26 protein-coding genes are annotated in these 26,089 nt (G+C 70.2%); 17 read left to right on the top strand and 9 right to left on the bottom strand.

The features are described from left to right. The 6 genes from ACFOYY_RS28275 to ACFOYY_RS28250 form a co-directional block, all read right to left on the bottom strand. Entirely contained in the window at positions 1 to 1,659 is a 1,659-nt protein-coding gene (locus tag ACFOYY_RS28275) for an outer membrane protein assembly factor BamB family protein (RefSeq protein ID WP_352009990.1), read from the bottom strand. Positions 1,660 to 1,914: 255 nt separating this feature from the next. Continuing rightward, positions 1,915 to 3,579: a carboxylesterase/lipase family protein gene (locus ACFOYY_RS28270; protein WP_362772702.1), complete on the bottom strand. Its 1,665-nt coding sequence runs from the start codon at positions 3,577 to 3,579 to the stop codon at positions 1,915 to 1,917. 332 nt (positions 3,580 to 3,911) lie between these two features. Then, positions 3,912 to 5,153 (bottom strand): ROK family transcriptional regulator, encoded by a 1,242-nt coding sequence (locus ACFOYY_RS28265; protein ID WP_352009988.1) that lies wholly within the window; start codon positions 5,151 to 5,153, stop codon positions 3,912 to 3,914. 6 nt (positions 5,154 to 5,159) lie between these two features. Continuing rightward, a complete protein-coding gene (locus ACFOYY_RS28260) occupies positions 5,160 to 6,626 on the bottom strand; it encodes a glycoside hydrolase family 3 protein (protein ID WP_362772699.1) in 1,467 nt (488 codons plus the stop codon). After that, positions 6,623 to 7,573 (bottom strand): BadF/BadG/BcrA/BcrD ATPase family protein, encoded by a 951-nt coding sequence (locus ACFOYY_RS28255; protein ID WP_352009986.1) that lies wholly within the window; start codon positions 7,571 to 7,573, stop codon positions 6,623 to 6,625. The genes ACFOYY_RS28260 and ACFOYY_RS28255 overlap by 4 nt, the downstream gene beginning before the upstream one ends. Beyond that, entirely contained in the window at positions 7,570 to 8,604 is a 1,035-nt protein-coding gene (locus tag ACFOYY_RS28250; protein ID WP_352009985.1) for a hypothetical protein, read from the bottom strand. Before ACFOYY_RS28250 ends, ACFOYY_RS28255 begins: the two co-directional genes overlap by 4 nt. Before the next feature lie 65 nt (positions 8,605 to 8,669). On the opposite strand from ACFOYY_RS28250, the gene ngcE reads away from it, so the two are divergent. The 10 genes from ngcE to ACFOYY_RS28200 all read left to right on the top strand — a co-directional run bounded on the left by ngcE (position 8,670) and on the right by ACFOYY_RS28200 (position 17,726). Continuing rightward, entirely contained in the window at positions 8,670 to 10,064 is a 1,395-nt protein-coding gene (gene ngcE / locus ACFOYY_RS28245; RefSeq protein WP_386193565.1) for an N-acetylglucosamine/diacetylchitobiose ABC transporter substrate-binding protein, read from the top strand. 12 nt (positions 10,065 to 10,076) lie between these two features. Further along, complete coding sequence (locus ACFOYY_RS28240) at positions 10,077 to 10,988, top strand: carbohydrate ABC transporter permease (protein WP_352009983.1); 912 nt, start codon at positions 10,077 to 10,079, stop codon at positions 10,986 to 10,988. Next, positions 10,988 to 11,839 carry a carbohydrate ABC transporter permease gene (locus ACFOYY_RS28235; protein WP_352009982.1) on the top strand — a complete coding sequence of 284 codons (852 nt, stop codon included), beginning with the start codon at positions 10,988 to 10,990 and terminating at the stop codon, positions 11,837 to 11,839. Before ACFOYY_RS28240 ends, ACFOYY_RS28235 begins: the two co-directional genes overlap by 1 nt. A gap of 91 nt (positions 11,840 to 11,930) precedes the next feature. Next, complete coding sequence (locus ACFOYY_RS28230) at positions 11,931 to 12,908, top strand: adenylate/guanylate cyclase domain-containing protein (RefSeq protein ID WP_386193561.1); 978 nt, start codon at positions 11,931 to 11,933, stop codon at positions 12,906 to 12,908. 91 nt (positions 12,909 to 12,999) lie between these two features. After that, entirely contained in the window at positions 13,000 to 14,085 is a 1,086-nt protein-coding gene (locus tag ACFOYY_RS28225) for an S-(hydroxymethyl)mycothiol dehydrogenase (protein WP_386193558.1), read from the top strand. After that, positions 14,082 to 14,699 (top strand): MBL fold metallo-hydrolase, encoded by a 618-nt coding sequence (locus ACFOYY_RS28220; RefSeq protein WP_352009979.1) that lies wholly within the window; start codon positions 14,082 to 14,084, stop codon positions 14,697 to 14,699. Before ACFOYY_RS28225 ends, ACFOYY_RS28220 begins: the two co-directional genes overlap by 4 nt. A 140-nt stretch (positions 14,700 to 14,839) precedes the next feature. Further along, entirely contained in the window at positions 14,840 to 15,019 is a 180-nt protein-coding gene (locus ACFOYY_RS28215; protein ID WP_362910264.1) for a (2Fe-2S)-binding protein, read from the top strand. 15 nt (positions 15,020 to 15,034) lie between these two features. Then, positions 15,035 to 15,517, top strand: coding sequence for a bacterioferritin (gene bfr, locus ACFOYY_RS28210; RefSeq protein ID WP_362772684.1), 483 nt, complete (start codon positions 15,035 to 15,037; stop codon positions 15,515 to 15,517). 259 nt (positions 15,518 to 15,776) lie between these two features. Further along, positions 15,777 to 16,445 carry a response regulator transcription factor gene (locus ACFOYY_RS28205; protein WP_012888073.1) on the top strand — a complete coding sequence of 223 codons (669 nt, stop codon included), beginning with the start codon at positions 15,777 to 15,779 and terminating at the stop codon, positions 16,443 to 16,445. 3 nt (positions 16,446 to 16,448) lie between these two features. Continuing rightward, positions 16,449 to 17,726 carry an ATP-binding protein gene (locus tag ACFOYY_RS28200; protein WP_352009976.1) on the top strand — a complete coding sequence of 426 codons (1,278 nt, stop codon included), beginning with the start codon at positions 16,449 to 16,451 and terminating at the stop codon, positions 17,724 to 17,726. A gap of 3 nt (positions 17,727 to 17,729) precedes the next feature. On the opposite strand, the gene ACFOYY_RS28195 is transcribed toward ACFOYY_RS28200, so the two are convergent. Continuing rightward, positions 17,730 to 18,209, bottom strand: a complete 480-nt coding sequence (locus ACFOYY_RS28195) for a GtrA family protein (protein WP_352009975.1) — start codon at positions 18,207 to 18,209, stop codon at positions 17,730 to 17,732. Positions 18,210 to 18,590: 381 nt separating this feature from the next. Between ACFOYY_RS28195 and ACFOYY_RS28190 the strand changes: the two genes are divergently transcribed. From ACFOYY_RS28190 to ACFOYY_RS28180, 3 genes are all read left to right on the top strand, one after another. After that, entirely contained in the window at positions 18,591 to 19,676 is a 1,086-nt protein-coding gene (locus tag ACFOYY_RS28190; protein ID WP_386194082.1) for a 5-(carboxyamino)imidazole ribonucleotide synthase, read from the top strand. A 43-nt stretch (positions 19,677 to 19,719) separates the two neighbouring features. Further along, positions 19,720 to 20,223 (top strand): 5-(carboxyamino)imidazole ribonucleotide mutase, encoded by a 504-nt coding sequence (gene purE / locus ACFOYY_RS28185; RefSeq protein ID WP_352009974.1) that lies wholly within the window; start codon positions 19,720 to 19,722, stop codon positions 20,221 to 20,223. Between the two features lie 81 nt (positions 20,224 to 20,304). After that, positions 20,305 to 20,547, top strand: coding sequence for a hypothetical protein (locus ACFOYY_RS28180; RefSeq protein ID WP_386193552.1), 243 nt, complete (start codon positions 20,305 to 20,307; stop codon positions 20,545 to 20,547). Between the two features lie 61 nt (positions 20,548 to 20,608). Here the strand turns inward: ACFOYY_RS28180 and ACFOYY_RS28175 are convergent, their stop codons facing one another. After that, positions 20,609 to 21,826 carry an MFS transporter gene (locus tag ACFOYY_RS28175; RefSeq protein ID WP_386193549.1) on the bottom strand — a complete coding sequence of 406 codons (1,218 nt, stop codon included), beginning with the start codon at positions 21,824 to 21,826 and terminating at the stop codon, positions 20,609 to 20,611. Between the two features lie 190 nt (positions 21,827 to 22,016). After that, positions 22,017 to 22,835 (bottom strand): alpha/beta fold hydrolase, encoded by an 819-nt coding sequence (locus tag ACFOYY_RS28170; RefSeq protein WP_386193547.1) that lies wholly within the window; start codon positions 22,833 to 22,835, stop codon positions 22,017 to 22,019. Positions 22,836 to 23,068: 233 nt separating this feature from the next. Here ACFOYY_RS28170 and ACFOYY_RS28165 point away from each other — a divergent pair, with 233 nt between their 5' ends. The 4 genes from ACFOYY_RS28165 (at position 23,069) to ACFOYY_RS28150 (ending at position 26,047) form a co-directional block, all read left to right on the top strand. Then, positions 23,069 to 23,305: a DUF397 domain-containing protein gene (locus tag ACFOYY_RS28165; RefSeq protein WP_352009970.1), complete on the top strand. Its 237-nt coding sequence runs from the start codon at positions 23,069 to 23,071 to the stop codon at positions 23,303 to 23,305. Positions 23,306 to 23,367: 62 nt separating this feature from the next. Beyond that, the gene (locus ACFOYY_RS28160) at positions 23,368 to 24,864 is read left to right on the top strand and encodes an alpha/beta fold hydrolase (RefSeq protein WP_386193544.1); all 1,497 of its coding nucleotides are present in this window, start codon (positions 23,368 to 23,370) and stop codon (positions 24,862 to 24,864) included. A gap of 167 nt (positions 24,865 to 25,031) precedes the next feature. Next, positions 25,032 to 25,859: a helix-turn-helix domain-containing protein gene (locus ACFOYY_RS28155; protein ID WP_352009968.1), complete on the top strand. Its 828-nt coding sequence runs from the start codon at positions 25,032 to 25,034 to the stop codon at positions 25,857 to 25,859. Further along, a complete protein-coding gene (locus ACFOYY_RS28150) occupies positions 25,844 to 26,047 on the top strand; it encodes a DUF397 domain-containing protein (protein ID WP_352009967.1) in 204 nt (67 codons plus the stop codon). The genes ACFOYY_RS28155 and ACFOYY_RS28150 overlap by 16 nt, the downstream gene beginning before the upstream one ends. Positions 26,048 to 26,089: the final 42 nt, after the last annotated feature.

Below are 26,089 nucleotides of genomic sequence, written 5' to 3'. Positions count from 1 at the left end.
TCACAGGCCGAAGGCCAGCAGGACCGAACCGTGGTCGGGGTTGGGGTACGGGGTGAACATGTAACCGGAGTTGACGTAGACCATCCCGTGCGAGACGACCGCGCCGCCCGCTCCGGAGACGGCGCCACCGCGTCCGGGCAGGCCGTTGACGCCCTGGACCTCGGTGATCGTGTCGTGGGTCCACAACACCTCACCGGTGCGTGAGGAGTAGGCCCGCATCTTGCCGTCCATGCTGCCCAGCCACACCAGACCCGGGGTGGTGGTCACCGCGGGGCCGTGGCCGAGCTGGCAGACGTTCGGGTACTGCGCGGCACCACCGGTGGTGCAGCCGTCCGCCGGGTTGGGGGTCTTCCAGATGATGTGGCCGTCGGCCGGGTTGATTGCGAACAGGGTGCCCGGCCTGCCCATGTAGGTCGAGACGTACAGGCGCCGGCCGTCGAAGCTGGTGCCCCACTGGATGCCGGACAGGCCGCCGCTGGGCATCGGCTCGGAGAGCTGACGCTGCCAGACGATCTTTCCGGTCCTGGCGTCGAGCACGTGGTAGACCCCGGCCTTCTGCCCGATGCCGACCAGGTGCCTGCCACCGGCCGTGAACAGGTTGGGCGCGGCGCCCAGGTCGAAGTCGAGCGCGGTTCCCTGGTCGAGGTTCGGGCAGTACTGCTTGTCCTCGGGGGTACGGGCCGAGCACTCGATCCGCCAGGTGTCGACGTCGGTCATCTTCCTGGTCCAGCGGGCCTTGCCGGTCGTGAGGTCCAGCGCCAGGACCGAGTCGTAGTTTCCGGCGCTTCCGGTGTAGTTCTGCCCGGTCCCGACGTACAGGGTGCGGGTGACCGGGTCGATGGCCGGGGTGCTCCACACACCTGCCCCGGACGGCTCGTACCTCGGCACGCCGTTGGGCCAGGTGCCGTTCTGCTTGGGCTCGGGCACCGTGTAGTAGCGCCAGACCTGCTCGCCGGTCTCGGCGTTCAGCGCGTCGATGTGGCCGCGGAAGGTGCAGCAGGGGAAGGTCTTGCCCATGATGTTCTGGCCGCTGGAGACACCGACGTAGACGCGTCCGCCGAAGACGATCGGCGAGCTGGTCACGCCGGAGGAGACCTCGGTGTCGATCTGCCGGGCCCAGGCCAGTTTGCCGGTGCGCTGCTCAAGGGCGTAGAAGTAGCCCCGGCCGTCACCGAAGTAGACCTTGCCCCCGGAGACGGCGGCCCCGTCCTGCACCACGGCGCGGAAGCTCGCGGGACCGACGGTGCTCAGGTCGAAGTCCCACTTCGCGGCGCCGGTGCGCGCGTCCCGGGCGTAGAAGTGGCCGTCCGGAGCGCCGAAGTAGATCGTGTCGCCGACGACGGCGGGCTGACTGTGCGGTGTGCCCGCGTTCTTGGGGAAGGCGAAGGCCCACTTCAGCTTGAGCTGCCCCACGTTGGCCGGGGTGAGCCTGCGCTCGAAGGGGTTGGAGCGCGAACCGCTCAGGTCCTTCTGCCAGGACGCCCAGTCGCCGGGGAGGGAGTGCCCGCCCCCGCCGAGTGCCTCGGTGGTCTGCGCGGTGTCGTCGGGGGGTGCGGCGTTCGCCGTGAGAGGCGTGTTCAGCAGCAGGGTCAGGCACGACGCGGCGACGACCGCGGTCGATCTGAGCACTCTTCCACTGCGGATGGAACGTGTTCCCATGATCTTCTCTCCATGTGTGGTCCCGGCGGCGGGGCGCGCCGTACCGGGAACGGGGAGGCCGGTTGTCGCGTGGGCCGGCCTCTTTCGGTGCGGCCCACGGGACCCGGGGCGGTCCTTTGGGCCGGTTACGACGGGCGGGCACGATGGTGGAGGACGGTCAACCGGCACGCGGAGGCAGGGCGAACAGCCGGTGAGCCGGGCCGTACACGGGAAGGTGTGCGTCGGATCGTCCGGTCACCGGCTGTGGCGTGCCGCTCAGCGCGTGAAGGCCGCGTACTTCTGCCAGAAGCCGCAGTGGTGCTGCTTGGCGATCTCCTCGGTCAGCTGGCTGTCACCGGCCGGCACGAGCGACATGACCGTCGGGTGCGAGCGGGTGTACCTGGACCAGTACGGCGTGCCGTCCACCGTCGGGTTGCCGGTCTTGGCGAACCCGGTCCACTGGGAGACCAGCTGCCTGCCGAAGGTCTGCTGGTTGCCGCTCAGGTCGGTCCTGGGGAAGATCAGGAACGGCACCTCGTTGATGTGGTACGACCCGTTCGGCTTGGTCGCGTCGAGGAAGAACAGCGGCGGGGCGTCGGCGTTGTCCACCTGGAAGCCGAAGACCGGGATGTGCCGGGACAGCCGCTCGTCGTTCAGCAGGGCGGGGCAGACGGAGTTGGAGTCGGCCACGATGGTGCGGTAGGCGATGAACGCCGCGGGCTCGGGGAAGCGCTTCAGCGGGTAGCGCTTGAACACCTCGGGGGCGAGGGTGTCGTACTGCTCCTTGACCAGCCTCTCGTAGTCCGCCGGGGTGTTGGCCCCGGGGAGCTGGGTCTCGTCGCGGTCGACGCCGTGCATGAGGGAGACCCGGTTTATCCGGCCGGTGGCGAACGCCTCGGCGGGTGACAGGGGCAGCACCGTGCCGTCCACGATCGGGGCCAGTGTGCCCTTGTCGGGGCCGAGGCCGTCGCCGGCCTTCTCCAGCAGGGTCTTGGCGGGCACCGCGCGCAGGCAGGCGGCCACGTCCGCGGCGTCCCCGCAGCCGACGGCGGCGGCGAACCGGTCGCCCGTCTGCTGCGCCTCCGCCTCGGTCGGCAGGTCGGCCTTGCAGTCCTGGGTCTGCCACATGGCCTCGTGGCCGCGCAGCGAGTTGTACTCGCCGCTCTGCGAGATGCCCTTCTGGAACAGCCCCCGCGACAGCGGCGAGGTGGTGTGGGCGCACACGCTGGACCCTCCGGCGGAGGCGCCGTAGATGGTCACGTTGCGCGGGTCGCCGCCGAACCGGGAGATGTTGCGCTGGACCCAGCGCAGCGCCTCCTGCTGGTCGCGCAGCGCCCAGTTGCCCGAGCGGGCGCCCAGCGCCTTGTGCGCCAGGAAGCCGAGGATGCCGAGCCGGTAGTCCACGCTGACGTGGACGACACGGCCCGCGCCGGCCAGGTAGGTCCCGTCGGAGGAGGAGCCGAGCCGGAACCCGCCGCCGTGGAACTCGACCATCACGGCCAGCGGCGTGCCGCCCGCGTCGGCGGGAGCGGCGACGTTCAGCTTCAGGCAGTCCTCGTTGAAGGTCTCGGGGGTGAGGAACGCGGGCTGCGGGCAGGGCGTGGAACGCTGGGTGGCCTGCAGGGTCTCCGTCCACGGGGCGTGCCGCTCGGGCGGCGCCCAGCGCAGTTCGCCCACGGGCGGCGCGGCGTAGGGGACGCTGAGCCAGGACTTGACGCCGTTGGTGACCAGGCCGCACACCGGACCCTGGTCGGTCTGCACGGTGGTGTCGGGGGCACAGTCGGGGGCCGCCGTCTGCGGGGCCGCGGCGGTCGGCGCGCCCGCCGGAGCGCTCGGCGCGGCGGAGGCCAGAGCGGTGGGGACCGAGGAGGTGAGGGTCAGGGCAGCCGCGACGAGTGACACGCCCACGGTGAACGTGAAGTGCCGTTTCTTCGTCTTCATGTTGGGTTTCCTTTTGGGACCGACAACAGAGCTGGGGGGATCGGCCGGTGGGGCCGACTTCGATCTGCCGGGCAAATGAACACGAGAGGGCACCCTGACCATAGGACGGGCCGATGGTACGGAACAGGCATGCTGTGCCGGGGTGGACGAACGGCGTTCCCGGAGCGCTCACCGGTCCCGCCGCGTCGGTGAGCGGTCGAATCACATCGACCAGCGGTCAGGGGAATCCTGACCGTTTCATGACAACGGTGGTAACCGTCGGTGGTGCGGGGGAACACGGTCGGCGACGACGGTCACGGGGTCACGGGCACCCCGGCGGGTGATGCCGCAGGTCAGACGTCTGAGCGCGGGCCCAGGCGGTCGACGGCGGCTGCGGCGTGCACCGCGTGCTCGCCGAGAAGCCGGGCGTGTGCGGCCTCAAGGCTGAGGACGACCGCGCCGAAGACGGTGGCCAGCTCTCCGATGACGCTGCCGGAGACCACCAGGAACTCGTGCAGCGGCCGGGCAGCGGCCTGGACCGCCTCGACGACCTCGGGGACGTCGCCGATCTCGCCGCCGATCACCACGATGTCGGGATCGACGACGGCCGCCAGCGCGACACACGCCCTGGCCACGTCCCGCACGTACTCGTCGAGGACGGCCCGCACCTCGGCGGGGCCGGTCGCGACGTCGGCCAGGATCGCCCGCACCACGTCGCCGACGGAGGAGTCCTGGGCGCCGGGGGTGCTCGACCGGTAGGCGTCGACCAGGCGGGAGGCCGCGAGACGGTCCTCCATCGCGTACCGGGAGGCCTGTTCGGCGCCGTCGGCCCAGGGGAACGGCAGCCGGGAGAGTTCGCCCGCCGCGCCGTGGGCGCCCCGGACGAGGTGGCCCTCGTTGATGATCCCGGCGCCGACGCCGACGCCGAGCTGCAGGTAGGCCAGGCTCGGCACCTCGGCGCCGACCCCGAGCCGCATCTCGGCCACCGCCGAGCAGTTGACGTTGTTCTCCAGCCGGACCGGGCCGTCGTAGTGGTCCGCGAGCGCGCGGAGCAGGGCCGCGACGGCCCCCCGCTCCCGGTCGGCGTCGGCGGCCGAGACCTGGCGGCGGCCCGCGTCGACGATCTGCGGGACGGCGATCGTCACCGCGCGCAGCCGCCGCAGCCGGTCGGGCCGGGCGCACCACTCGGTGAGCTGCTCGACCGCCCGTTCCACGACCGAGGCGGACGGCTCCCGCCGCCGCGCGGTCCCGGGGCCGCCGGGCTCGGTGACGGAGACGTGCGCGCGGTCCGTCCCGGCGAGGTCGACGGCCATCAGCTCGATGTGGGAGCTGCCCAGGTCGACGCCGAGCGCCCAGCCGACCTCCTCGGCCGCCTCGAACACCACGGCGGGCTTGCCCGTCGCCGGGACGTGCCTGCCGTTGCGGCGTACGTATCCGGCGCCTTCGAGCGAGCTGACGGCGTCGTTGACGCTCGGCTTCGACAGGCCCGTCGCCGCGAGCAGCCGGGGCCGGGTGGTCGACCCGTGCCCCAGCGTGTGACTCAGGACGTGCCGCTGGGTGGGGGGCAGTTCCAGGGGACGGACGTCGTCATGCAATCGAGGTCACACCGTCTCGGTCAGGGCGCGTACGGCGGCGGCCGAGCTCGCCCTGGACGCGCCGAAGGTTCGGATCACGCCGGTGGCGTGGGGGTACTCCGTCCCCGGGTATCCCATGTCGACGACGACCAGGCGCGGGGCCCGCAGCCTCTCGAAGACCTCCGCGCTGCGGGGGTGCAGCGGCAGGTCCCGGACCACCGCGACCACCACGTCGGACGGCGCGACACCGGACAGGTCGGGAAGGCCGTGGATCGGCGGGCTCAGGACCAGGTCGTGGAACGGGACGCCGGCCGCGCGCAGCTCAGGCCCGATGCCCCACGGGACGGGTCCCGCCGCGATGGAGGTCCGGTCGTCGAAGGTCAGGACGTGCACGGCGCCCCCGGCGATCGAGACGTCACCCTCGCGGACGGTCGCCCCCCACGCGGCCTCAAGGGCGATGGAACGCTCGGCCGTCGTGTCGGTCGCGCCCGGCGCGTCCGGCGTGCCGGGGTAGGCGCGGGCCATCGCCTGGATCCGCCGGTTGGCCTCCTCCAGCCGCTCGACGGGCAGCGCGCCGGACTCCGCCGCGGCGACGATCGCCTCGACGACGGCCCGGGTCGCCTCCTCGTACTGCTCGGCGCCCAGGCACAGCGCGTCGACACCGGCGCGCAGCGCGCCGACCGCGGCGGCGGGCAGCGACGAGGCGTGGTCGAGGACGCCGCGCATCTCCAGCGCGTCGGAGATGACGACGCCGTCGTAGCCGATCTCGTCGCGGAGCAGGTCGCCGATCACAGTCTCGCTCAGGGTGGTGGGGACACCGGGGTCGAGACAGTCAATCACGACATGGGCGGTCATCATGCTCGCCACGTTCGCGCCCGCGGCCCGTACGAAGGTCCGCAGGTGCTCCGACTCGAAGTCGGCGCGTTCGGCGGTGACCCGGCCGAGCGAGAGGTGCGAGTCGAGCAGGGATCCGCCGAGCCCCGGATAGTGCTTCAGGCAGGCCGCCACGCCCGCGCTCTGCAGGCCCTCGATCCAGGCCGCGGCGTGTTCGGCGTTGGCCTGCGGCGTACGGCCGTACGAGCGGGTGGTGATCGGGCTGGTCGGGCTGGTCACGTAGTCGCCGATGGGCGCGAGGTTGAAGTTGACGCCGAGGTCGCGCAGCTCGGCGCCGATGCCCCTGCCGACCGCCCTGGTAGCGTCGAGGTCGTCGTTCTCGCTCAGCACGCGGTTGCCGGGGTAGGGGCTGCCGCTGTCGTGGTGGATCCGGGTGACGTCGCCGCCCTCCTCGTCGATCCCCACGACGGCGTCGGGGCGCGCGTCCAGGATCTGCCGTACCAGCGCCGCGACCTGGGGCGGGGAGACGATGTTGCGGCCGAACAGGATGACGCCGCCCAGTCCCTCCCGCAGCAGGTCGAGCAGCCACTGCGGGGCCGTGGTCCCCTCGAACGCGGGCAGTACGGTGCCAAGGGCGAGATGACGCAGATGGGATGTCATGTCAGTTGTTCCTCATCGTTGCATGAAGCAGCGTTGCGCAGGGCCAGTTTGGCGAGCCGGACGGCCCCGAAGACCGGCTCCGTGTCGAGAACCGACAGCGGCAGCGTCACCTCCTGGGCGACCAGCCCGGAGGCGAACGCGGCCCGGAAGGAGGGCTGCTTGACCATGATCGCACCGGCGCCGACGACGGCGTCGGCCCGGACACCGAGGCGCAGCGCCGTCACGACGTTGCCCGCGAGCCGCCAGGCGTTGTCGGTTATGGCCTGCCGGGCGCAGGGCGAACCGGCCTCGGCGCACTCGAAGACGCCCGGCGCGAGATCTCCGAGGGTCTCCCGGGCGCGTCGCACGGCCCCGGGGAGCCTGCGGTCCTCGGTGACGCCGAGCGCCCCGGCCACGAACCGGCCGAACACCGGGTCGCTCTCCTCACGGTCCAGGCCCGCGGTGTAGAGCCGGAGCGCGTCGACCACGATGCGCGGCGCGCTCCCGTGGTCGCCGAGCAGCCAGCCCCAGCCGTCGGTGAGCACCGTGACCCCGTCGGCGGTCAGCCCGCCGACCACCGCGCCGGTTCCGGCGATCACCGAGAGCGCGTGCTCCCACCCCCCGGCCAGGCCGACCAGCAGGGCGTCGTTGCAGACCCGCACGGCCACGCCGGGACCGAACTCGGCGGCGACCGCGGCCTCAAGCTCCCTGGTCAGCGCCTCGGAGTCACATCCGCGCGCCCCGACGCCGACCGCGGCCAGGATGTAACCCCCGGGGGTGACCCGGCGCAGCGCGCCGTGGACCAGCCGGGCCCGCTCCACGGGCGACAGGTCGTTCCAGCCCGTGTTCGACCTGGTCTCCGTGACGAGCGGTTCGCCGGTGACTGCGTCCTCGACGCGGACCCTCAGGTACGAGCCGCCGATGTCGAGGCCCGCGACGCCGCGACGCGGCCGGTCGACCGTGCTCACGCGGCCGTCACGACCTTCGTGTCGAGGCGGGTGAACACCGGGTCCTCGGGGTGGCGGCCGGTGGTCGCGCAGGCCTCCTGGACGACCATCTGGAAGATCACGCTCGCCGCGATGGACAGCTCGGCGTCGGACAGCCCCGGCAGGTGGATCTGGTGCAGGGGGCCGCCTCCGCCGTACTCGATCGGGTCGGCTCCGATGAGGTGGACGGTGGAACCGTGGTCGGCCAGCTGCCGGGCGAGCAGTGCCTCCGACCCGCGGTTCACGATCAGGTGGACGGTGCCCGGCTTGGCGCTGTCCATGAAGCCGTGCAGGTAGGACCGGGTGTCGAAGGCGGAGGCGGGGATCGTGAGGCCCTCACGGAACAGCAGCGAACCCCCCTCGGCCGCGGCCAGCCCCGCCCCTGAGGAGACCAGGTCGACGTGGCCCGCGGCCAGCAGGTCGGCCGCCATCCGGCTCGCGGCCCCGCGCCACCGCGTCACCGTGGCCAGCCGTCCGCCGAAGGAGCGCCAGCGCTCCTCGTCGACACCGCCGGTGAGGTGCTCGGCCAGCAGGGCCAGGGCCAGGGCGGTGGCGGTGTAGCCGACGGTCGAGACCCGGGAGTCCGCGACGTCGCCCAGCCACAGGTGCCGTGGCGTCAGGTCGGCCACCGGCGAGGGCACCCGGTTGACGACGCTCATGCGCGACTCGGCGGGAGCCACCGACAGCGCCCGCACGATCTCGACGCTGCGCCCCGACTGGGAGATCCCCAGGTACGTCGTCTCCGGCCGCACGTGCTCGGCGGTGAAGTCGGCCCCGGTCAGCAACTCGCACGAGACCCCCCGCGCGGTGAGCCCCGCCGTCAGCACGTGGGCCGCGGCACGGCTCGCCCCGATCCCGAACACGACCAGGCGCCGCGTCTGTGGCGCGGTGTGGCGGCGGAGCAGGTCCGGCAGCGTCGTGGCGAGCCGCGTCAGCGCCTCGGGCTGGCTGTCGAAGGCCTGGTCGAAGGTGTTCCATGGCGGGCTCTGAGGATTGCCGGTTGCTGTAGCCATGTTAGTAAGGTAGCTTACCTTACTCAGGATCGTCAAAAGCTCAGGATCCTGTGGAGGTACATCTCATGAACGACCGTCCGTCTCCGCTCCAGCCGACCCGTCGCTCGGTTCTGGCGCTCCTCGCCCTCTCCCCTGTCGCGGGCGCGCTGGCCGGCTGTGCCACCGGCGGCACCCGGCAGAGCGCCGCCCCGGCCGCCACTCCGACCGGGGCCGCGGCCGCGGGCAACCCGTTCGGGGTGGCCCAGGGCGCGCCCATCGAGGTCGTCGTCTTCGACGGCGGCTACGGCCAGACCTACATCAAGCTGCCCGTCGAGCTGTACCAGGGCAAGCATCCCAAGGCCAAGATCACCCAGACGGCGACCCAGCAGATCCAGCAGTCCCTCCAGCCGCGCTTCGTCGCCGGAAACCCGCCGGACGTGGTGAACAACTCCGGCTCCAACGCCATCGACTACGGCGCGCTCGTCAAGGACGAGGCACTGCTGCCCCTCCTTCCGCTGCTGGACGCCCCCTCGTGGAGCGATCCAGCGGCCAAGGTGCGCGACACCCTGCGCCCCGGTGTGGTCGAGGTGGGCACGCACGGCGGCCAGTTCACGGTCCTGAACTACTCCTACGGCGCCTACGGCGCGTGGTACAGCTCCGCGCTGTTCAAGGAGAAGGAGTGGACCTACCCCCAGACGTGGGACGAGTACCTCACGTTGTGCGACAAGATGGCCACCGCGGGCATCGCCCCGTGGACCTACCCCGGCCAGTTCCCGTACTACATGTTCTGGTGGCTGGCCTCGATGATCTACAAGGTGGCCGGCAAGGAGGTCATCGACAAGATCAACAACCTTGAGAAGGACGCCTGGACCGACGAGCGGGCCGTCGCCGCCCTGAAGGCCTTCGAGGCGATCCCCGCCAACGGCTGGGTGCTCAAGGGAAGCTCCGGGCTGAACCACACCGACGCGCAGATGCAGTTCCTGCTGGGCAAGGCCGGTTTCGTCCCGGGCGGCTCCTGGCTGGAGAAGGAGATGGGCGACAGCGTCCCGGCGGGCTTCGACATGTCGATCTGCCGCGTCCCGTCGATCACCGCGAACGACGACCGGCCCTTCGGGGCCCTGTGCGCCAAGGCGGGCGAGCCGTACATCGTCCCGCGCTCGGCGAAGAACACCGCGGGCGGCCTGGAGTTCCTGCGGGCGATGCTCTCCGACGAGAGCGCCGCGAACTTCATCGCCCAGGCGGGCACCCTGTCCTCCAACCGCAGGGCGAAGCTGCCCAAGGACGCCAAGCACGGTCTCGTGTCGATCGACGCCGCGCTGGCCGAGGCGGGCGACAACGTCTTCGGCGTCACCCTCGACACCCGTGACAGCCGGCTGTGGGGCGACATCGCCAAGGTGATGGGACGCTTCATGAACGGTGACGTGAAGGCGGACCAGCTCGCCAAGGAGGCTCAGCGCCTCACCGACGCGGCCCGCGGCTAGGACGAGCACCCCATGCGCAACCGGCACCAGAGCCGTGTCATCGTCGGCTTCCTCGCCGCGCCCGTCGTCCTGTACACGGTGTTCGTGGCCTCGCCATACGTGCAGGCGTTCTACATCGCCCTCACCGACTGGCGGGGCCTGTCAGCCGAGGTGGACCTCGTCGGCCTGGCCAACTTCGCCGAACTGTCCGGTGACCCGGTGTTCTGGAAGGCACTGCTCAACAACCTGATCCTGCTGGTGACCCTGCCCGTGGTCACCATAGGACTGGCGCTGTTCCTCGCCTTCATGCTCAACGCCGCGGGCGGGCCCCGCAGCGGAGAGATCCGGGGCGTGTGGGGCGCCGGGTTCTACCGGGTCGTCTACTTCTTCCCGTACATCCTGTCGATCGCGATCATCGGTGTGCTGTGGACGAACATCTACAACCCCATCAACGGCCTGCTCAACGGCGCGCTGCGCGCCGTCGGCCTCGAACAGGTCCAGCCGTCGTGGCTCGGTGACGAACGGCTCGCCTTCTGGGCCGTGCTCGCCGTACTGGTCTGGAACGGCGTCGGCTTCTACGTCGTGCTCTTCACCGCGGGCATCAAGGCCATCCCGGCCTCGCTGCTTGAGGCGGCGGTGCTCGACGGCGCGTCGAGAACCCAGATCTTCTTCCGCATCACGATCCCGCTGATCTGGGAGAACGTCCGGACGGCGACGGTCTATCTGGGAATCGCCGCACTGGACGCCTTCGCCGTGGTGCAGATCATGACCGCCGGCGGGCCGAACGACTCGACCCAGGTCGCCTCGTTCTACCTCTACCAGAACGCGTTCTCCTACGGCCGTTTCGGCTACGCCTCCGCGATGGGCGTCGTGCTCTTCGCCGTCACCCTCGCCCTGTCCGCCTTCACGCTCCGGGCGACCCGTAGAGAGAGGATCGAGTTCTGATGGCCACCGCCACGGGCCCGCGAAGGTCGTCCGGCCCCACGATCGCCGTCGCCCAGGTGTTCCTGGTCCTGTGGGCCGTGATCTCGACCGCGCCGCTGCTGTGGGCCGTCGTCAGCTCCCTCAAGTCGGATCCCGAGATCGTCGCCGACCCGTGGTCGCTGCCCGCGGCCCTGCGCTGGGAGAACTTCGCCCGGGCCTGGGACAGCGCCTCCATCGGGACGTACTTCGGCAACACCGTCATCGTGGTCGGCGGCGGCGTCACGCTGACGCTCCTGCTGTCGGCCATGGCCGCCTACGTGTTCGCCCGCTTCGAGTTCCGTCTCAAGGGAGTGCTCTACTACTTCTTCGTCGCCGGGATGACCTTCCCGGTCTTCATGGCGCTCGTCCCGCTGTTCTTCGTGGTCCAGAACCTGGGGCTCGGCGACTCGCTGCCCGGCCTCATCCTGGTCTACACGGCCTACTCGCTGCCCTTCTCCATGTTCTTCCTGGTGGCCTTCTTCCGCACGCTGCCGGGGGAGATCGCCGAGGCCGCCACACTCGACGGCTGCGGGGAGATCGCGACCTTCTTCAGGGTCATGCTGCCGATGGCCAAACCGGGACTCATCAGCGTCGGGATCTTCAACTTCATCGGCCAGTGGAACCAGTACCTCATCCCGCTCGTCCTCGTCAGCGACGACAGCAAGTTCGTGCTGTCGCAGGGACTGGCCAACCTGGCGGTCGAACAGGGCTACGCCGGTGACCGCTCGGGCCTCTTCGCGGGCCTCACGATCGCCATGGCGCCGATCCTGATCGTCTACGCCCTCCTGCAGGGCAGGGTCCAGGCGGGGATGACGGCCGGTGCCCTCAAATAGGAGCTCGCCGGTCTGACCCGGAGAGTGCGGGCGGTGGCGTAACCTCCTGGGCGGAAGCCTGAGCACGACGGAGGGGACGGCGAAGAGGAACGTGGCGCAACGTCCGACGGCCGAGCAGATCGAGCGCCTGTTCGTCGGCACCTCGCCCCGCTACACCCGGGTCGAGGTCGCCGAGCTGGCGCGGCTGCCGCAGGAACTCACCGAACGGATCTGGCGGGCGCTCGGCTTCGCCACGCTGGCCGACGACGCGGTCGCCTTCACCGACGCCGACGTGGCCGCGCTCGGCCGGGTCAGGGCGATGCTGGAGGACGGCCCGCTGGACGAGCGGGCCGTCATCAGGATGACCAGGGCGATCGGCCAGACGACCGCCAGGCTGGCGCAGTGGCAGGCCGAGATCATGGTCGGCGCCGTGCTCGACGGGCAGGGACGGCCGAGCGACGCCGACCTCGCCGCGGTCCTGGAGGCCTCCCGCAGGCTGTTGCCCGACTTCGAGCAGGTGCTGGTCCACGTCTGGCGGGCCCAGCTCGCCGCGGCCGGGACCCGCCTGCTCGCCACGACCGACCTCAGCGAGGAGATCGTGCTGAACCGGCTGACCCTCGCGGTCGGTTTCGCCGACCTGGTCTCCTTCACCCAGCTCTCCCGCGAACTGGACGAGAACGGCCTGGCCGACCTGGTCGAGGGGTTCGAGTCGCGCGCCGCCGACGTGGTCGCCACGTACGGCGGGCGGCTGGTCAAGACGCTCGGGGACGAGGTGCTGTTCACCGCCGCGGAGCCGCGGACGGCCGCGGGGATCGCGCTCGGCCTGGTCGAGGCGATCCGCGACTACGGCCCCGAGGTACGCGTCGGGCTCGCCTACGGCCCCGTGGTGCCGATGATGGGCGACGTCTTCGGGACCACGGTCAACCTGGCCGCGCGGCTGACGGCCATCGCCCGTCCCGGCACGATCATCGCCGACGGCGAGCTGGCCGAGGCCGTCGAGGGGGCGGAGGGGGTCACGGTCCAGCGCATGCGCCGCCGTCCCGCGCGCGGGCTCGGCATGGTCCAGCCGTACGTGCTCAGAAGGGCCTGACGGGAGCCCGGTCCGGCCTGGTAAGCATGGACACCGGGGTGCCCGGTGAGGCACCGCCACGATGCCAGACGATCAAGGACGAGGTGCAGACATGCCGTACACCGTGCAGGGCGTGGTCGCGCGAGGCAAGGGGGAGCCCGTCTCCCTGGAGACCGTCCACGTGCCGGACCCGGGTCCGGGTGAGGCGGTGGTGAACGTCCAGGCGTGCGGGGTGTGCCACACCGACCTGCACTACCGCGAGGGCGGGATCAACGACGAGTTCCCGTTCCTGCTCGGCCACGAGGCCGCCGGGGTGGTCGAGGCGGTCGGTGAGGGTGTCACCGACGTCGCGCCCGGCGACTACGTGATCCTGAATTGGCGGGCGGTCTGCGGGCAGTGCCGCGCCTGTCGCCGGGGCCGTCCGTGGTACTGCTTCAGCACCCACAACGCCACCCAGCCGATGACCCTTGAGGACGGCACGCCGCTCAGCCCGGCCCTGGGCATCGGCGCCTTCGCCGAGAAGACCCTGGTCGCCGCCGGGCAGTGCACCAAGGTCGACCCGGCGGCCCCGGCGACGGCCGCCGGGCTGCTCGGCTGCGGCGTGATGGCGGGCATCGGCGCCGCGATCAACACCGGCGGCGTGACCAGGGGCGACAGCGTGGCCGTCATCGGCGTCGGCGGGGTCGGCGGCGCCGCCGTGCACGGTGCCCACCTGGCGGGCGCGACGAAGATCATCGCGGTGGACATCGACGACCGCAAGCTCGCCTGGGCCAAGGAGTTCGGCGCGACCCACACCGTCAACTCCCGCGAGAGCGACCCGGTCGAGGCGATCAAGGAGCTCACCGGCGGCAACGGCGCGGACGTGGTGATCGAGGCGGTCGGCCGTCCCGAGACCTACCGGCAGGCCTTCTACGCCCGCGACCTGGCAGGGACCGTGGTCCTCGTGGGCGTCCCGACCCCGGAGATGACGATCGAGCTGCCGCTGCTCGACGTCTTCGGCAGGGGCGGGGCGCTGAAGTCCTCCTGGTACGGCGACTGCCTGCCCAGCCGTGACTTCCCCATGCTCATCGACCTCTACCTCCAGGGACGGCTGAACCTGGACGGCTTCGTCTCCGAGACGATCGGCCTCGGTGACGTCGAGGAGGCCTTCGCCAAGATGCACCGCGGCGAGGTGCTGCGCTCGGTGGTGGTCCTGTGATCGACCGGGTCGTCACCTCGGGGACGTTCTCGCTGGACGGCGGGACGTGGGAGGTGGACAACAACGTCTGGCTGGTCGGTTCCGAGCGCGAGGTCGTGGTGGTCGACGCCGCGCACGACGCGGCGGCCATCGCCGGGCGGATCGGCGACCGGGAGGTCAGGGCGATCGTCTGCACGCACGCGCACAACGACCACATCGACGCGGCGGCCGACCTGGCCGCCCGGGTCGGCGCGCCGATCATGCTCCACCCGGCGGACCAGGTCCTGTGGGAGATGGTCTACCCGGACCTGCCGTACACGCCGCTCGGGGACGGGCAGGTGATCACCGCGGGCGGCGTCGAGCTGACCGTGCTGCACACCCCCGGCCACACGCCGGGCGCGGTGTGCCTGCACGCGCCCGAACTGGGCGTGGTCTTCACCGGCGACACGCTGTTCAACGGCGGCCCCGGGGCGACGGGCAGGTCCTTCTCCTCCTTCGAGACGATCATCGGGTCGATCGGGGAGAGGCTGCTCACCCTGCCGGGTGAGACGGTGGTCGAGACCGGCCACGGCGAGTCGACCACGATCGGCGCGGAGGCCCCGCATCTCCAGGAGTGGATCGCGAGGGGGCACTGATCGTCTGACGCGCCGGGACACGCGCGGCGGGGAAATGTTCTTCGTGTGGTCTACATCACATAGGAAAGCCTTACTGAATGCGTTATGTTAGGTATGCCTTACCTAGTTTGTAGTGCACCTGAGAAAGGCCTTTTCCCGCCGTGTATGTCTGCGTCTGCCGCGCCGTCACCGAAAACGAGGTGCATGACTGCATAGCGTCGGGAGCCAGCAGCGCGCGCCAGGTTCGTGACCGGACCGGTGCGGGTGGTGACTGCGCCTCCTGTGTGCGGAAGATCTGTGCGATCCTGAAGCGGTCTGAAGACTTGTTGCCGACCGCTTAGCCCGAGGAGCCCGCCATGCAGGGCGACAAGAAGATCATAGAGTTGCTGAACGAACAGCTCACGGCAGAGCTGACCGCGATCAACCAGTACTTCCTGCACGCGAAGATGCAGGAGAACTGGGGATACACCAGACTCGCGAAGTACACCCGCGAAGAGTCCATCGACGAGATGCGCCACGCGGAGAAACTGACGGATCGAATCCTCTTTCTCGAAGGCCTGCCCAACTATCAGCGGCTAGGTACGCTGCACATCGGCCAGACCGTCGAGGAGCAGCTGAGATCCGACCTCAACATCGAGCTTGAGGTCGTCAACCGGTTGAAGCCCGCGATCATTTTCATGCGGGAAAAGGGCGACGCCACCTCCGCTCGCCTCTTCGAGGAGATCCTTGAGGACGAGGAACACCACATCGACTATCTGGAGACGGAGCTGGGGCTGATCAGCAGCCTGGGCGAGCAGCTCTACCTGGCTCGCTACGCCGAGCCACCGTCGGCCTCCTGAGGTTGATCGTCCGAACACGCCCGCCGAATTCCTTTCGGAGGGCGTGTTCTGTTTTGTCGGAAACATTTGAGGGAACGGCCGGCGGGGCTGCCCTTTCCAGGCGGTTCTGATGCGGGAGCGCTACCGCGAAGGCTCCAGCCGTTGCGGGACGACTATCCGGGATTTATCAGTGTTTGCCCAGGTCAATGGATAGGTCAATGACGAGTCAAACCGCGCGCTGTGCCCGGGAAACGATCCCTTAAGGTCCTACGATCGCAACATGACCTGTGTACTTCTCGCCGAGGACGATACCTCGATCTCCGAGCCACTGGCGCGCGCGCTGCGTCGGGAGGGCTACCAAGTCGAGGTGAGTCCCGACGGCCCGCAGGCCCTGGAACGGGCGCTGTCGGGTGGCATCGACTTGATTGTTCTTGACCTGGGCCTTCCTGAGATGGACGGCCTGGAAGTCGCAAGACGCATACGTGCAGAGGGGCACGGCACGCCCGTGCTCATCCTCACCGCCCGTGTCGACGAGGTCGACACCGTGGTCGGGCTCGACGCCGGGGCCGACGACTACGTCACCAAGCCGTTCCGGCTCGCCGAACTCCTGGCCAGGGTTCGCGCGCTGCTGCGGCGCGGCACCTCTGAGACGCCCGTCGTCCAGGGGGTGCGCATCGACGCCGACTCCCGTCGCGCGTGGATGGGCGACAAGGAGCTCCACCTGACGACCAAGGAGTTCGACCTGTTGCGCGTCCTGGTCCGCGACGCCGGGAAGGTGGTCACCCGCGAGCAGATCATGCGCGAGGTGTGGGACACCAACTGGTGGGGCTCGACCAAGACCCTGGACATGCACATCTCATGGCTGCGCCGCAAACTGGGGGACGACGCCGCCAAGCCGCGATACATCACGACCGTGCGAGGGGTTGGCTTCCGCTTCGAACGCGAGTAGGGAATGCGCCGCCGCCTGCTCTCCTCAACCCTGCTTGTCGCCGTCATCGGGGTGTTGCTGCTGGGCATCCCCCTGGGCGTCGCGGTGAACCGGCTGATCGAGGAAGAGGCGACCCAGGAGCTTTCCTCCCAGGCCAAAAGCCTGCTGGGGGAGGTGGAGTATGCCCGGATTCAGGACCAGCCCGTCGATCCGGAGCAGCTCAAGCGCAAATACCCCGACCGATATATCCAAGTCTATGCGAAAGGGACTCCCCCCCAGGTGACGATGGTGGGGACCGAGCCCCCCGACAGTCGCAAGATGACCCAGGACGCCCAGTCGGAGAACGGCGTGTACGTCGCGGTCAGCCGGGACAAGACGCAGGTGGAGCGGGAGGTCAGGGCATGGCTCCTGCTCATCCTGGCGCTGGCCGCCGCGGCCCTCGCGGTCGCGGTAGGGCTCGCGGTCGTGCAGTCACGTCGGCTGACACTGCCGCTCAGCGACCTGGCCATGATCGCCGAGCGGCTGGGCTCCGGCGACGCGAGACCCAGCAAGCACCGCTACGGCATCCAGGAGCTCGACCGGGTCGCCGAGGTGCTGGACCGCAGCGCCACCCGGATCTCGGACCTGCTGGCCAGGGAACGGGAGTTCGCGACCGACGCCTCGCACCAGCTCCGCACCCCTCTCACAGGTCTGACCATGCGACTTGAGGAGATCGTGGCGGCCGCGCACGAGCCGGGAATCGTCAAGGAGGAGGGCGAGGCGGCCATCGTGCAGGCGGAGCGGCTCACGGCGGTGATCGACGAACTACTGGCGGCGGCGAGAAGGCAGCGGCAGGCGCAGGCGGACGCCGTCACTCTGGACGACGTGCTCGACCAGCAGTTCATCGAGTGGGGCCCGGCCTTCCGCAGGGTGGGACGCAAGCTGAAGCTGTCCGGGACGCGCGGCCTGCAGGCGCTCGGCACCAGCGGAGGCGTCAGCCAGGTGATCTCCACGCTGCTGGAGAACTCCCTCGAACACGGCGGCGGCACCGTGACGGTCACCACCAGTGACAAGGACAGGTCGATCGTGATCGAGGTCGCGGACGAGGGGCAGGGGGTCTCCGACGAACTCGCCGGACGGATCTTCGAAAGGAACGTCAGCGGAGGTGGGGGCACCGGACTCGGGCTGACCCTGGCGCGGGCGCTGGCCGCCGCGGACGGCGGCCGTCTCGAACTCATCCGTCCTCGCCCGGCGGCCTTCGCGCTGTTCCTGCGCCAGGTGGACGACACCACGAGAAACCGGGTGGTCAGCGGCCCCGCGTGAGCCCTAGAGGACCCGGGTGTTCTCGTTCGGGAGCTCCCTGGGGATGTCCTCGGTCGCGGCCAGGAAGACCCACTTCTTGTAGGACCAGAACCTGAAGAGCGTCCCCAGGCCGACACCGACCAGATTGGAGATGTTGAAGCTCAGCGGGTCGGTCAGTTTGAGGGTGTACTGGGTGAAGCCGATGCACAGCAGCCCGATCAGCAGCCCGATCCCGTTGAGCAGGAAGAACAGGAAGTACTCCCTGGCCAGGCCGCTCTGCTCGCGGTGCCTGAAGGTCCAGTAACGGTTGCCGAGGTAGGCGAAGGTGGCGGCCACGGTCGTGGCGGCGACCTTGGAGGTCAGCGGCCCCTGGTGCAGGACGTACTGCATGAAGTTCAGCCCGCCGGTGTCGATGACGAAGGCGATGGCTCCGATGACCCCGAACTTGGACAGCTCGTGGATCAGGCCGACGAGCTGCTCGTAGGCGCGTCGCAGAAACAGCACGTCTCCCACACGGTCCCTTCGGATGGCTGAGGCCGTCGCTGGGAGGACCTCGGACGTTGTTCTGTCAGGTTACCGGCGCACCCGCTCGTCCCGTGTTTCGGCTGACCAGATGTTCCGCAAGCAGTCAGTTACGGTGTTTCAAGAAATATCGGATTTATGGCGATAAATCTAGGCGTATGGCGTTATTCCGGCCCGGGATGTCACACCTGGCACTCAGGGCAAAACATGACCGGCCCCACGCCGTACCCGGTGGCGCGGGGCCGATGCCCCTGCCGGTTCCCGTGCGGAGGGCCGGTAAACTCGACCGACGTGAGCAGCCCTTCCCCGGTCAGTCCCATCGGTCCCGTCGTCGGCGTCATCGGAGCAGGTCAACTGGCCCGGATGACCCAGCAGGCGGCCATCGCCCTCGGGATCGAGCTGCGGGTGCTGGCCAACTCCCTCGACGAGAGCGCGGCCAGGGTGATCGCCGACACCAGGCTCGGCGACTACCGCGACCTGGCGGTCCTGCGTGACTTCGCCAAGGGGTGCGACGCGATCACCTTCGACCATGAGCACGTGCCGACCGAGCACGTCCGGGCGCTGACCGAGGACGGCTTCGCCGTACACCCCGGTGCCGAGGCGCTGGTGCACGCCCAGGACAAGGCGGTGATGCGTGAGCGGCTGACCGCGATCGGCGCTCCCTGCCCGCCGTGGCGGCGGATCGCCTCCGTCGAGGACGTGACGGAGTTCGCCACCGAGCACGGCTGGCCGGTCGTGCTCAAGGCGGTGCGCGGTGGCTACGACGGGCGGGGCGTGTGGGTCTGCCGGTCGGCGGAGGAGGCCGCCGAGGTGCTGGCCGGCGGGGTGCCGCTGATGGCCGAGACGTTCGTGCCGTTCGAGCGCGAGCTGGCCGTCCTGGTCGCCAGGTCGCCGCACGGACAGGGTGTCAGCTACCCCGTCGTGGAGACCGTCCAGCGTGACGGCATCTGCGTCGAGGTGCTCGCCCCCGCCCCGGGGCTCGACCCCGAGCGGGCCGCGCAGGCGCAGCGGATCGCCCTGAAGATCGCCCATGAGCTGGGCGTGACCGGGCTGCTGGCCGTCGAGATGTTCGAGACCGCCACCGGGCTGGTCGTCAACGAGCTGGCCATGCGCCCGCACAACAGCGGCCACTGGACCATCGACGGCGCTCGCACCTCCCAGTTCGAGCAGCACCTGCGCGCGGTGCTCGACCTGCCGCTCGGCTCGCCCTCGCTGGCGGCCCCCGTCGTGGTGATGGCCAACCTCCTGGGCGGCGACGACCCGGACCTGTTCTCCCGCTACGAGCACGTCATGGCGCACGACCCGGGAGTCAAGATCCACTTCTACGGCAAGGACGTACGGCCCGGCCGCAAGATCGGCCACGTCACCGCCCTCGGCACCGACCTGGACGAGGTCAGGGCGCGCGCCCAGCACGCCGCGGTCTACCTGTCCGAGGGCCGCTACACGTGAACGTCCGTAAGCGCGGCCGCGGGCCGCGAGGCGAGGAGAGAGCATGACCGCCGTCGGTATCGTCATGGGCAGCGACTCCGACTGGCCGGTGATGCGGCTGGCCGCCGAGGCGCTGGCCGAGTTCGACGTCCCCTTCGAGGCCGACGTGGTCTCGGCGCACCGCATGCCCGAGGAGATGATCGCCTACGGCAAGCAGGCGGCGGGGCGCGGCCTGAAGGTGATCATCGCGGGGGCCGGGGGCGCCGCCCACCTGCCCGGCATGCTCGCCTCGGTGACCCCGCTGCCGGTGATCGGTGTCCCGGTGCCACTGAAGTATCTCGACGGCATGGACTCCCTGCTCTCGATCGTCCAGATGCCCGCCGGGGTCCCGGTCGCGACCGTCGCCGTCGGCGGCGCACGCAACGCGGGGCTGCTGGCCGTACGGATTCTGGCGGCCTCGGATGAGGCGCTGCGGGTCCGGATGGAGGGCTTCCAGGAGTCGCTGCGGGACCAGGCCCACGCCAAGGGCGCCAAGCTGCGCGCCGAGGCCGCCTCCCTCGGCGGCTGATCCCTCCCTCCTCATCCGTGTGGATATCTCCCGCCCTTCGGGGCAGGAGAGGACCTTCGGCGGGATGAGGAGGGAGGAACCATGAGAAACGTGATACGGACCACCCTCGGGGTGACGGTCCTGATCCTGGCGGTCCTCGGCGGCATGGGAGCCGGCACCCGCCGCCCCCTCACCTCAGGGCAGGCGGCACTCCCGGCCCCCACGCCGGGAGAAGCGGGCAACAGCCGGATCCTCCAGCGGCGCGCCCCCGACGGGCTGGTCGAACGCCCGGCGGGCCGCCACGTGCCCGGTCACCGCGACCCTGGGCTTCGGCCGGCGTGGTGACCGGTCACCGGGCAGGCACTCCACGCACGACGCGGGGCGGCGCGGGCGGGCGGGAGACGGCCTAGCGGGAGCCCGTCGAGGCGGGCGGGGCAGGGGCGGAGCCGTACGCGAGGGCGGCGGCGACGCAGAGGTACGGCGCGGCGAACAGCGCGAAGATCACGCCATGCGCGGCGAACGGCGAAAGAGCGGCGTAGACGCCGTAGACCACCACCGTGCCCGCGTCCATGCCGATGCCCGCGAACGAGGTCACCGTGGCCCGGCTCGGCCCGGTGATCCGCCGCTGGAGCCTGGCGTCGGCGATCACGCTCGCCAGCTGGAAGACGCAGAAGCCCGCGCCGACCGCGACCAGCCCGGCGGGCCGCTCCGTCAGCGCCCCGGCCGCCATGACGAGCGAGGCCAGGGCGAGCACCGCGGAGAAGGCCCTGACCGGCATCCTGTTCGCGACCCCGGCCAGCAGGCCGCCGACCGCGACGCCACCCCAGACGATCAGCACGAGCAACGGCACGGTCGCCTCGGAGACGCCGGTCGCCGCCGCGAGCAGCGGGACGTACTCCTCAAGACCACCCCAGACCGCCGTCACCACCGCGACGAGCAGCAGGGCGACCCGGACCGGCCGGTTGTCCCGCACCTCGCCCAGGCCCGCCCGCAGCACGGCCACATACCCGCTCGCGTCCTCGTGCCGCGCCGAGGCCGCCCGGTGCTCGGGCAGCGCCATACCGGTCAGGGCGCACAACACGCAGGTCAGCACACTGGCCACACCGAGGGCGAAATACCCGCCGACGCTCAGCACCGGGGTCGCCGCCGCGGTGGCCGCCGCGACGGCGACGAGCCCGATGGCACGGACCCTGCCCATCACCGTGGCATAGCGCCCGGCCTCACCCAGATGGTCGAGCTCCTCGTAGACGAGCGCCTCCATCGAGCCGGAGCGGAGCGAGGAACCCGCGCTCCAGAGCACGAACCCGAGCGCGAACGACCAGTAGGCCGGAACCAGGAACCACAGGGCGTAACCCACCGCGGACAGCAGCGGCCCCACCGACAGCAGCAGACGACGGGAGACGGCGTCGGCCCACGCGCCCGAGGGGACCTCCAGCAGCATGCCGCAGACGGCGCCGATGACGAACAAGGAGGAGATCTCGGGCACCGACAGGCCGTGGTCGGCGAACAGCAGAGCGTAGACCGGATAGAGGAGGACGAAGTCCTCAAGGGCCGCGTAGAGGTAGAGGGGACGGGTCAGCCGCTTCACGCGGGCGCCCGACGCACGCGGAGAAAGTGCGATCATGAGGTCTTTCCACGAGACGAGATGGGACGGGGCTCCAGGTGCTCTGAGGCGCCAGGTGGCCCACGGCATCCGCTCTCGTTTCGACCTCTGGTCGTTCATCAATGTCGTCGGATCATGCCAGGAGTATACGGACGTTCTGCCCGTGTCCGTCCTCCCGTTTTTCCCCTCGGCCGTCCGGCGGAACGCCCCGTCAGCCCTTGACCAGGTCAAGGATGTCGTTGTTCAGCTGCTCGCTGTGGGTGGCGAACAGGCCGTGACCGCCGGTGGGGTACTCCTTGTAGACGCAGCCCGGCACCAGCTGCGCGGTGCGCCTGCCGGTCATCTCCACGATCGCGGACTGGTCGGCCGTGCCGTGCACCACCAGCGTGGGGACGGTGATCGCGCGCAGGCCCTCGCGGTGGTCGGCGTGGAAGGTCGAACGCCACACCTCGATCGTCGCCCACGGCGCGGTGTCCAGGCACCGCCGCAGCGTGAGGTCGACCAGCGCGGGCGAGGCGTCGTTGCCCAGGTGGGTGGCGTAGAACCCCTGCGCCCGCTGGGCGAACCACTTGGGCCGGTTCTTCCTGAACCGGGCGATCACCGCCTCGCAGAGCATCTCGGGCGCGCCCTGCGGGTTGTCGTCCGTCCGCTTCAGGAACGGCAGCACCGCCGAGACGAACGCGACCCGCGAGACCCGCTCCTCACCGTGCCTGACCAGGTAACGCGCCACCTCGCCGCCACCGGCGGAGTGCCCGACCAGGGTGATCTCCCGCAGGTCGAGGTGCTCGACCAGGGTGGCGAGGTCGTCGGCCCTGGTGTCGATGTCGTATCCCCCCGAGGGACGGTCGGAGCGGCCGTGCCCACGCCTGTCGAGGAGGACGCACCGGTAGCCCTGCTCGACGAAGAACGGCACCTGGTACTCCCACATGTCGGCGCCCAGCGCCCAGCTGGCCACGAACACGATCGGCTTGCCGGTGCCGTAGTCCTCGTAGGCGAGACGGGTGCCGTCGGCGGTCTCGAAGTACGGCATGGCAATCTCCTCAGGATCTTTCGGTTGTTTCGCTGATCAGAACGTTATTGAAGTCAATCAAGGGATTAATCAGTCATCCGTTAGGTAATCGCGTACGGTCCTGTCCGTCGCCGGTCGTCGCCGCGGATACTGTGTGCGGGAATCCGGCACGGGGGAGAACGTCACCGGTCATCCTGGATCTCCGTATGAAGGTGCCCGGCGCGGCGCCGACCCGACAGCGAAGGTGATGAGAGATGGACGTTGACCTGAGCAAGGCCGTCTGGCGCAGGGCGGTCACGGGTGACGACCCCACCGAGGACTGCGTCGAGGTGGCCGTGATCGACCCGGTCGACTCCGGCCACAAGGCGGGCCTCGGCTCGCTGTACGTGCTGCGCGACTCGAAGAACCCCGAAGGCCCGAAGCTCTTCTTCACCCGCTCGGAGTGGGAGGCCTTCGTGGGCGGCGTGAAACTCGGCGAGTTCGACAACTGATCGACGCCGGGGTCGAAGTTTGGGTCTGGTGGCGGGCCGGGTGAGGATCAACAATCCCGATCGTGACCTTGACTTCGATCGCTCTCGCCCTGTCCCTCGCCCTGCCCGGCGCCCTGTCCGGTGTGTCCGCCCCCGCCCAGGAGACCACCTGGTGTCCTGAGGTTCCCGGCCACCGGGTCGAGTGCGGAACGCTTCCCCGGCCCCTCGTCCAGGGAAGGCCGGACCTGGGCGCCGTCACCGTCGGATACGCACGAATCCTCCGGCGGGAGACGGCCGGCCCCGCCAAGGGGACGATCCTCGTCAATCCCGGTGGTCCGGGAGGACAGGCGATCGCCCAGCACGAGACGTTCACCGCCCTGCTCGGGGGCCTGCTCACCGACCACGACCTGCTGCTCGTCGATCCCCGGGGAGTGGGCCGGTCGGGCCCCCTGACCTGCGGCGTTCCCGCGGGTGCCGTGGTGACCGAACCACGGGAGGGCCTGTTACGGCTGGTCGGCCGCTGCGCGGACAACCTCGGCCCGCGCGCCGCCGGCTACACCTCGGCCGCGACCGCCGACGACCTCGACGCCGTCAGGGCCGCCCTGGGCATCCCCAAGGTCATGCTGTACGGACTCTCCTACGGCACCTACCTGCTGCCCGTCTACGCCCAGCGGCATCCGGAGCGGGTCCAGTCGGCGGTGTTCTCCGCCGCCTACCCCATCGGCCTCGACCCGCTGGGCAGGGAGAGCGCCCAGGCCGTCTCCCTGACACTGCGGCGGATCTGCGAACGGAGCGGGGCCTGCGACGGGGAGTGGGCCGTACGGGACCTGGGCAGGGTGGCCGCCAGGCTGCGGGCCGTACCCGCGCGGGTGCCTCTCACCGTCGGCGGACGGAACAGGTGGGTCGCGCTCACCGAGGACAGGTTCGCGCAGCTGGTCTACTCCTCGGCCAGCGTCGCCGTCGGGGCGGTGCCCTCGGAGGTCCCGGTCGTCGGCAGGCTGCCCAGGGCGTTGCGCGGCGCGGCCCGGGGGGACGACCGTGAGCTGGTCGCCCTGATGGGGGAGATCATGGCGGGAGACCTGGCGGCCTACGAGGGCATGGACATGGGCATCGCGGCCACCGTCTCGTGCAACGACTACCCCCGCCCGTGGCCGGTCGGGGCCTCGCTCGCCGAACGGCGCCGCCACTTCGAACGCGCGGTCGGACGGGCCAGGCCCGGCGAGTTCGGCGCGTTCAGCCCCCTGGGATTCGCCAGGGCGCAGGCCGACGCCGGGGACTACTGCCTGCGCTGGCCCGCCAAGGGCACCGGCAGGCCGTACGTCTCGACCGGGAGCCTCCCCGACGTGCCGGTGCTGGTGCTCAACGGCGACCTGGACGGCATCACCGCCGAGGCCAACGGGCGCAAGGCCGCCGCGCAGTTTCCCCGGGGGGTCTTCGTGTCCGTGCCCAACGTCGGCCATGTGTCGGAGTTCGAACCCAGCGGGTGTGTCGCGGGCGTTGTGACCGCGTTTCTCCGTGACGGCCGGACGCCGGACACCTCGTGCCTGGCGGCCATCCCCCCGGTCAAGGTCTCTGGGTGATCGCCGGGGTCTCGCTTTGCTGATCTTGACGTGTTTTGGGGATGCGCTTCCAAACGAGACGGTGTCACATTACCGTGCGTGATGCAGTTGTCACTGAAGGCATGATCGTGTCCCCTGATGACCGGTCATGCTGCGATACCGGTGTGAGACGTAAGACAGGAGTTCGGATGCCATCGTCGCGTGAGCTCGACAGCGGGTCAGGCCCGCTGGCGTTCTTCGCAGCAGAGCTTCGCCGCCTGCGCGACCAGGCCGGATGGACCCAGGAGCAGCTCGCAGAGGCGATCTCCTCCTCCGTCTCCCTGGTCGGGATGGTCGAGACCGCCAAGCGCAATCCGTCGCGTGACTTCATCGAGCGCTGTGACCGGATGCTCAACACCGAGGGGACGCTCATGCGGATCTGGCCGATTCTCAGCCAGGCCGCCTATCCCGTCTGGTTTCGTCCATGGGTGGGGATCGAACGCAGGGCGCACGTTCTCAAGAACTGGCAGCCGCTGGTCTTCCCCGGCCTGCTGCAGACCCCCGACTACGCCCGCGCCCTGCTGAAAGGCAGGCGGACGATGCCGGAGGAGCGGATCGAGGAGCTGGTCGCCGCCAGGATCGAACGGCAGAGCCTGCTGCACGGCGCCAATCCACCCCTGTTGTGGGCGGTGCTGGACGAGAGCATGCTCTACCGGCGGGTCGGCAGCCCCGAGATCATGCGCGGTCAGATCGCGGCCGTCATCGCGGCGATGGAGAACCGTCACATCTCCATCCAGGTGATGCCGGGGGACGCCAGCGTCACGGCCGGTCTGAGCGGGGCGTTCGTCATCGCCGGAATCGAGGGCACCACGGACACCGCCTATGTGGAATGCGCGATCGAAGGGCGGGTAACGGATCATCCGCGTGACGTGGCGGAGGTCAGCAGACGCTACGAGGAGCTTCGCACCGAGGCCATGTCCCCGGGGGCGAGCATCGATCTCATGACGAAGGTGATGGAGACATGGAAGCAGACCTGAGCGGGGCCGTGTGGCGTAAGGCGTCGTTGAGCAGCGACAACGGCGGAGAGTGCGTCGAGATGGCCGCGGTCGGCCCGCTGTTCGCGCTACGTGACTCCAAGGACCCCGACGGGCCGAAGCTGATCCTCACCCGTACGGCGTGGCGGGCGTTCCTCGGTGAGGTCAGGCAGGGTTCGTTCGACGTCTGATCAACCGGCCCCCTGACGCTCTCACGCGCAGGGGGCCGTCGC

It is taken from the genome of Streptosporangium jomthongense, assembly GCF_042650425.1.
GTDB lineage: Bacteria > Actinomycetota > Actinomycetes > Streptosporangiales > Streptosporangiaceae > Streptosporangium.
Note: the sequence above shows the minus strand (reverse complement) of the source record. Positions and strands in the feature narration are given on the sequence as shown.

Bases quoted from the DNA above. Each gene is read 5' to 3' on its own strand.
- ACFOYY_RS28250 (WP_352009985.1), bottom strand. From the start codon at position 8,604: ATGGCTACAGCAACCGGCAATCCTCAGAGCCCGCCATGGAACACCTTC.
- ACFOYY_RS28150 (WP_352009967.1), top strand. From the start codon at position 25,844: ATGGAAGCAGACCTGAGCGGGGCCGTGTGGCGTAAGGCGTCGTTGAGC.
- ACFOYY_RS28165 (WP_352009970.1), top strand. From the start codon at position 23,069: ATGGACGTTGACCTGAGCAAGGCCGTCTGGCGCAGGGCGGTCACGGGT.
- ACFOYY_RS28240 (WP_352009983.1), top strand. From the start codon at position 10,077: ATGCGCAACCGGCACCAGAGCCGTGTCATCGTCGGCTTCCTCGCCGCG.
- ACFOYY_RS28155 (WP_352009968.1), top strand. From the start codon at position 25,032: ATGCCATCGTCGCGTGAGCTCGACAGCGGGTCAGGCCCGCTGGCGTTC.
- bfr (WP_362772684.1), top strand. From the start codon at position 15,035: ATGCAGGGCGACAAGAAGATCATAGAGTTGCTGAACGAACAGCTCACG.
- ngcE (WP_386193565.1), top strand. From the start codon at position 8,670: ATGAACGACCGTCCGTCTCCGCTCCAGCCGACCCGTCGCTCGGTTCTG.
- purE (WP_352009974.1), top strand. From the start codon at position 19,720: ATGACCGCCGTCGGTATCGTCATGGGCAGCGACTCCGACTGGCCGGTG.
- ACFOYY_RS28270 (WP_362772702.1), bottom strand. From the start codon at position 3,579: ATGAAGACGAAGAAACGGCACTTCACGTTCACCGTGGGCGTGTCACTC.
- ACFOYY_RS28180 (WP_386193552.1), top strand. From the start codon at position 20,305: ATGAGAAACGTGATACGGACCACCCTCGGGGTGACGGTCCTGATCCTG.
- ACFOYY_RS28260 (WP_362772699.1), bottom strand. From the start codon at position 6,626: ATGACATCCCATCTGCGTCATCTCGCCCTTGGCACCGTACTGCCCGCG.
- ACFOYY_RS28205 (WP_012888073.1), top strand. From the start codon at position 15,777: ATGACCTGTGTACTTCTCGCCGAGGACGATACCTCGATCTCCGAGCCA.
- ACFOYY_RS28275 (WP_352009990.1), bottom strand. From the start codon at position 1,659: ATGGGAACACGTTCCATCCGCAGTGGAAGAGTGCTCAGATCGACCGCG.
- ACFOYY_RS28235 (WP_352009982.1), top strand. From the start codon at position 10,988: ATGGCCACCGCCACGGGCCCGCGAAGGTCGTCCGGCCCCACGATCGCC.
- ACFOYY_RS28200 (WP_352009976.1), top strand. From the start codon at position 16,449: ATGCGCCGCCGCCTGCTCTCCTCAACCCTGCTTGTCGCCGTCATCGGG.
- ACFOYY_RS28175 (WP_386193549.1), bottom strand. From the start codon at position 21,826: ATGATCGCACTTTCTCCGCGTGCGTCGGGCGCCCGCGTGAAGCGGCTG.
- ACFOYY_RS28190 (WP_386194082.1), top strand. From the start codon at position 18,591: ATGACCCAGCAGGCGGCCATCGCCCTCGGGATCGAGCTGCGGGTGCTG.
- ACFOYY_RS28225 (WP_386193558.1), top strand. From the start codon at position 13,000: ATGCCGTACACCGTGCAGGGCGTGGTCGCGCGAGGCAAGGGGGAGCCC.
- ACFOYY_RS28170 (WP_386193547.1), bottom strand. From the start codon at position 22,835: ATGCCGTACTTCGAGACCGCCGACGGCACCCGTCTCGCCTACGAGGAC.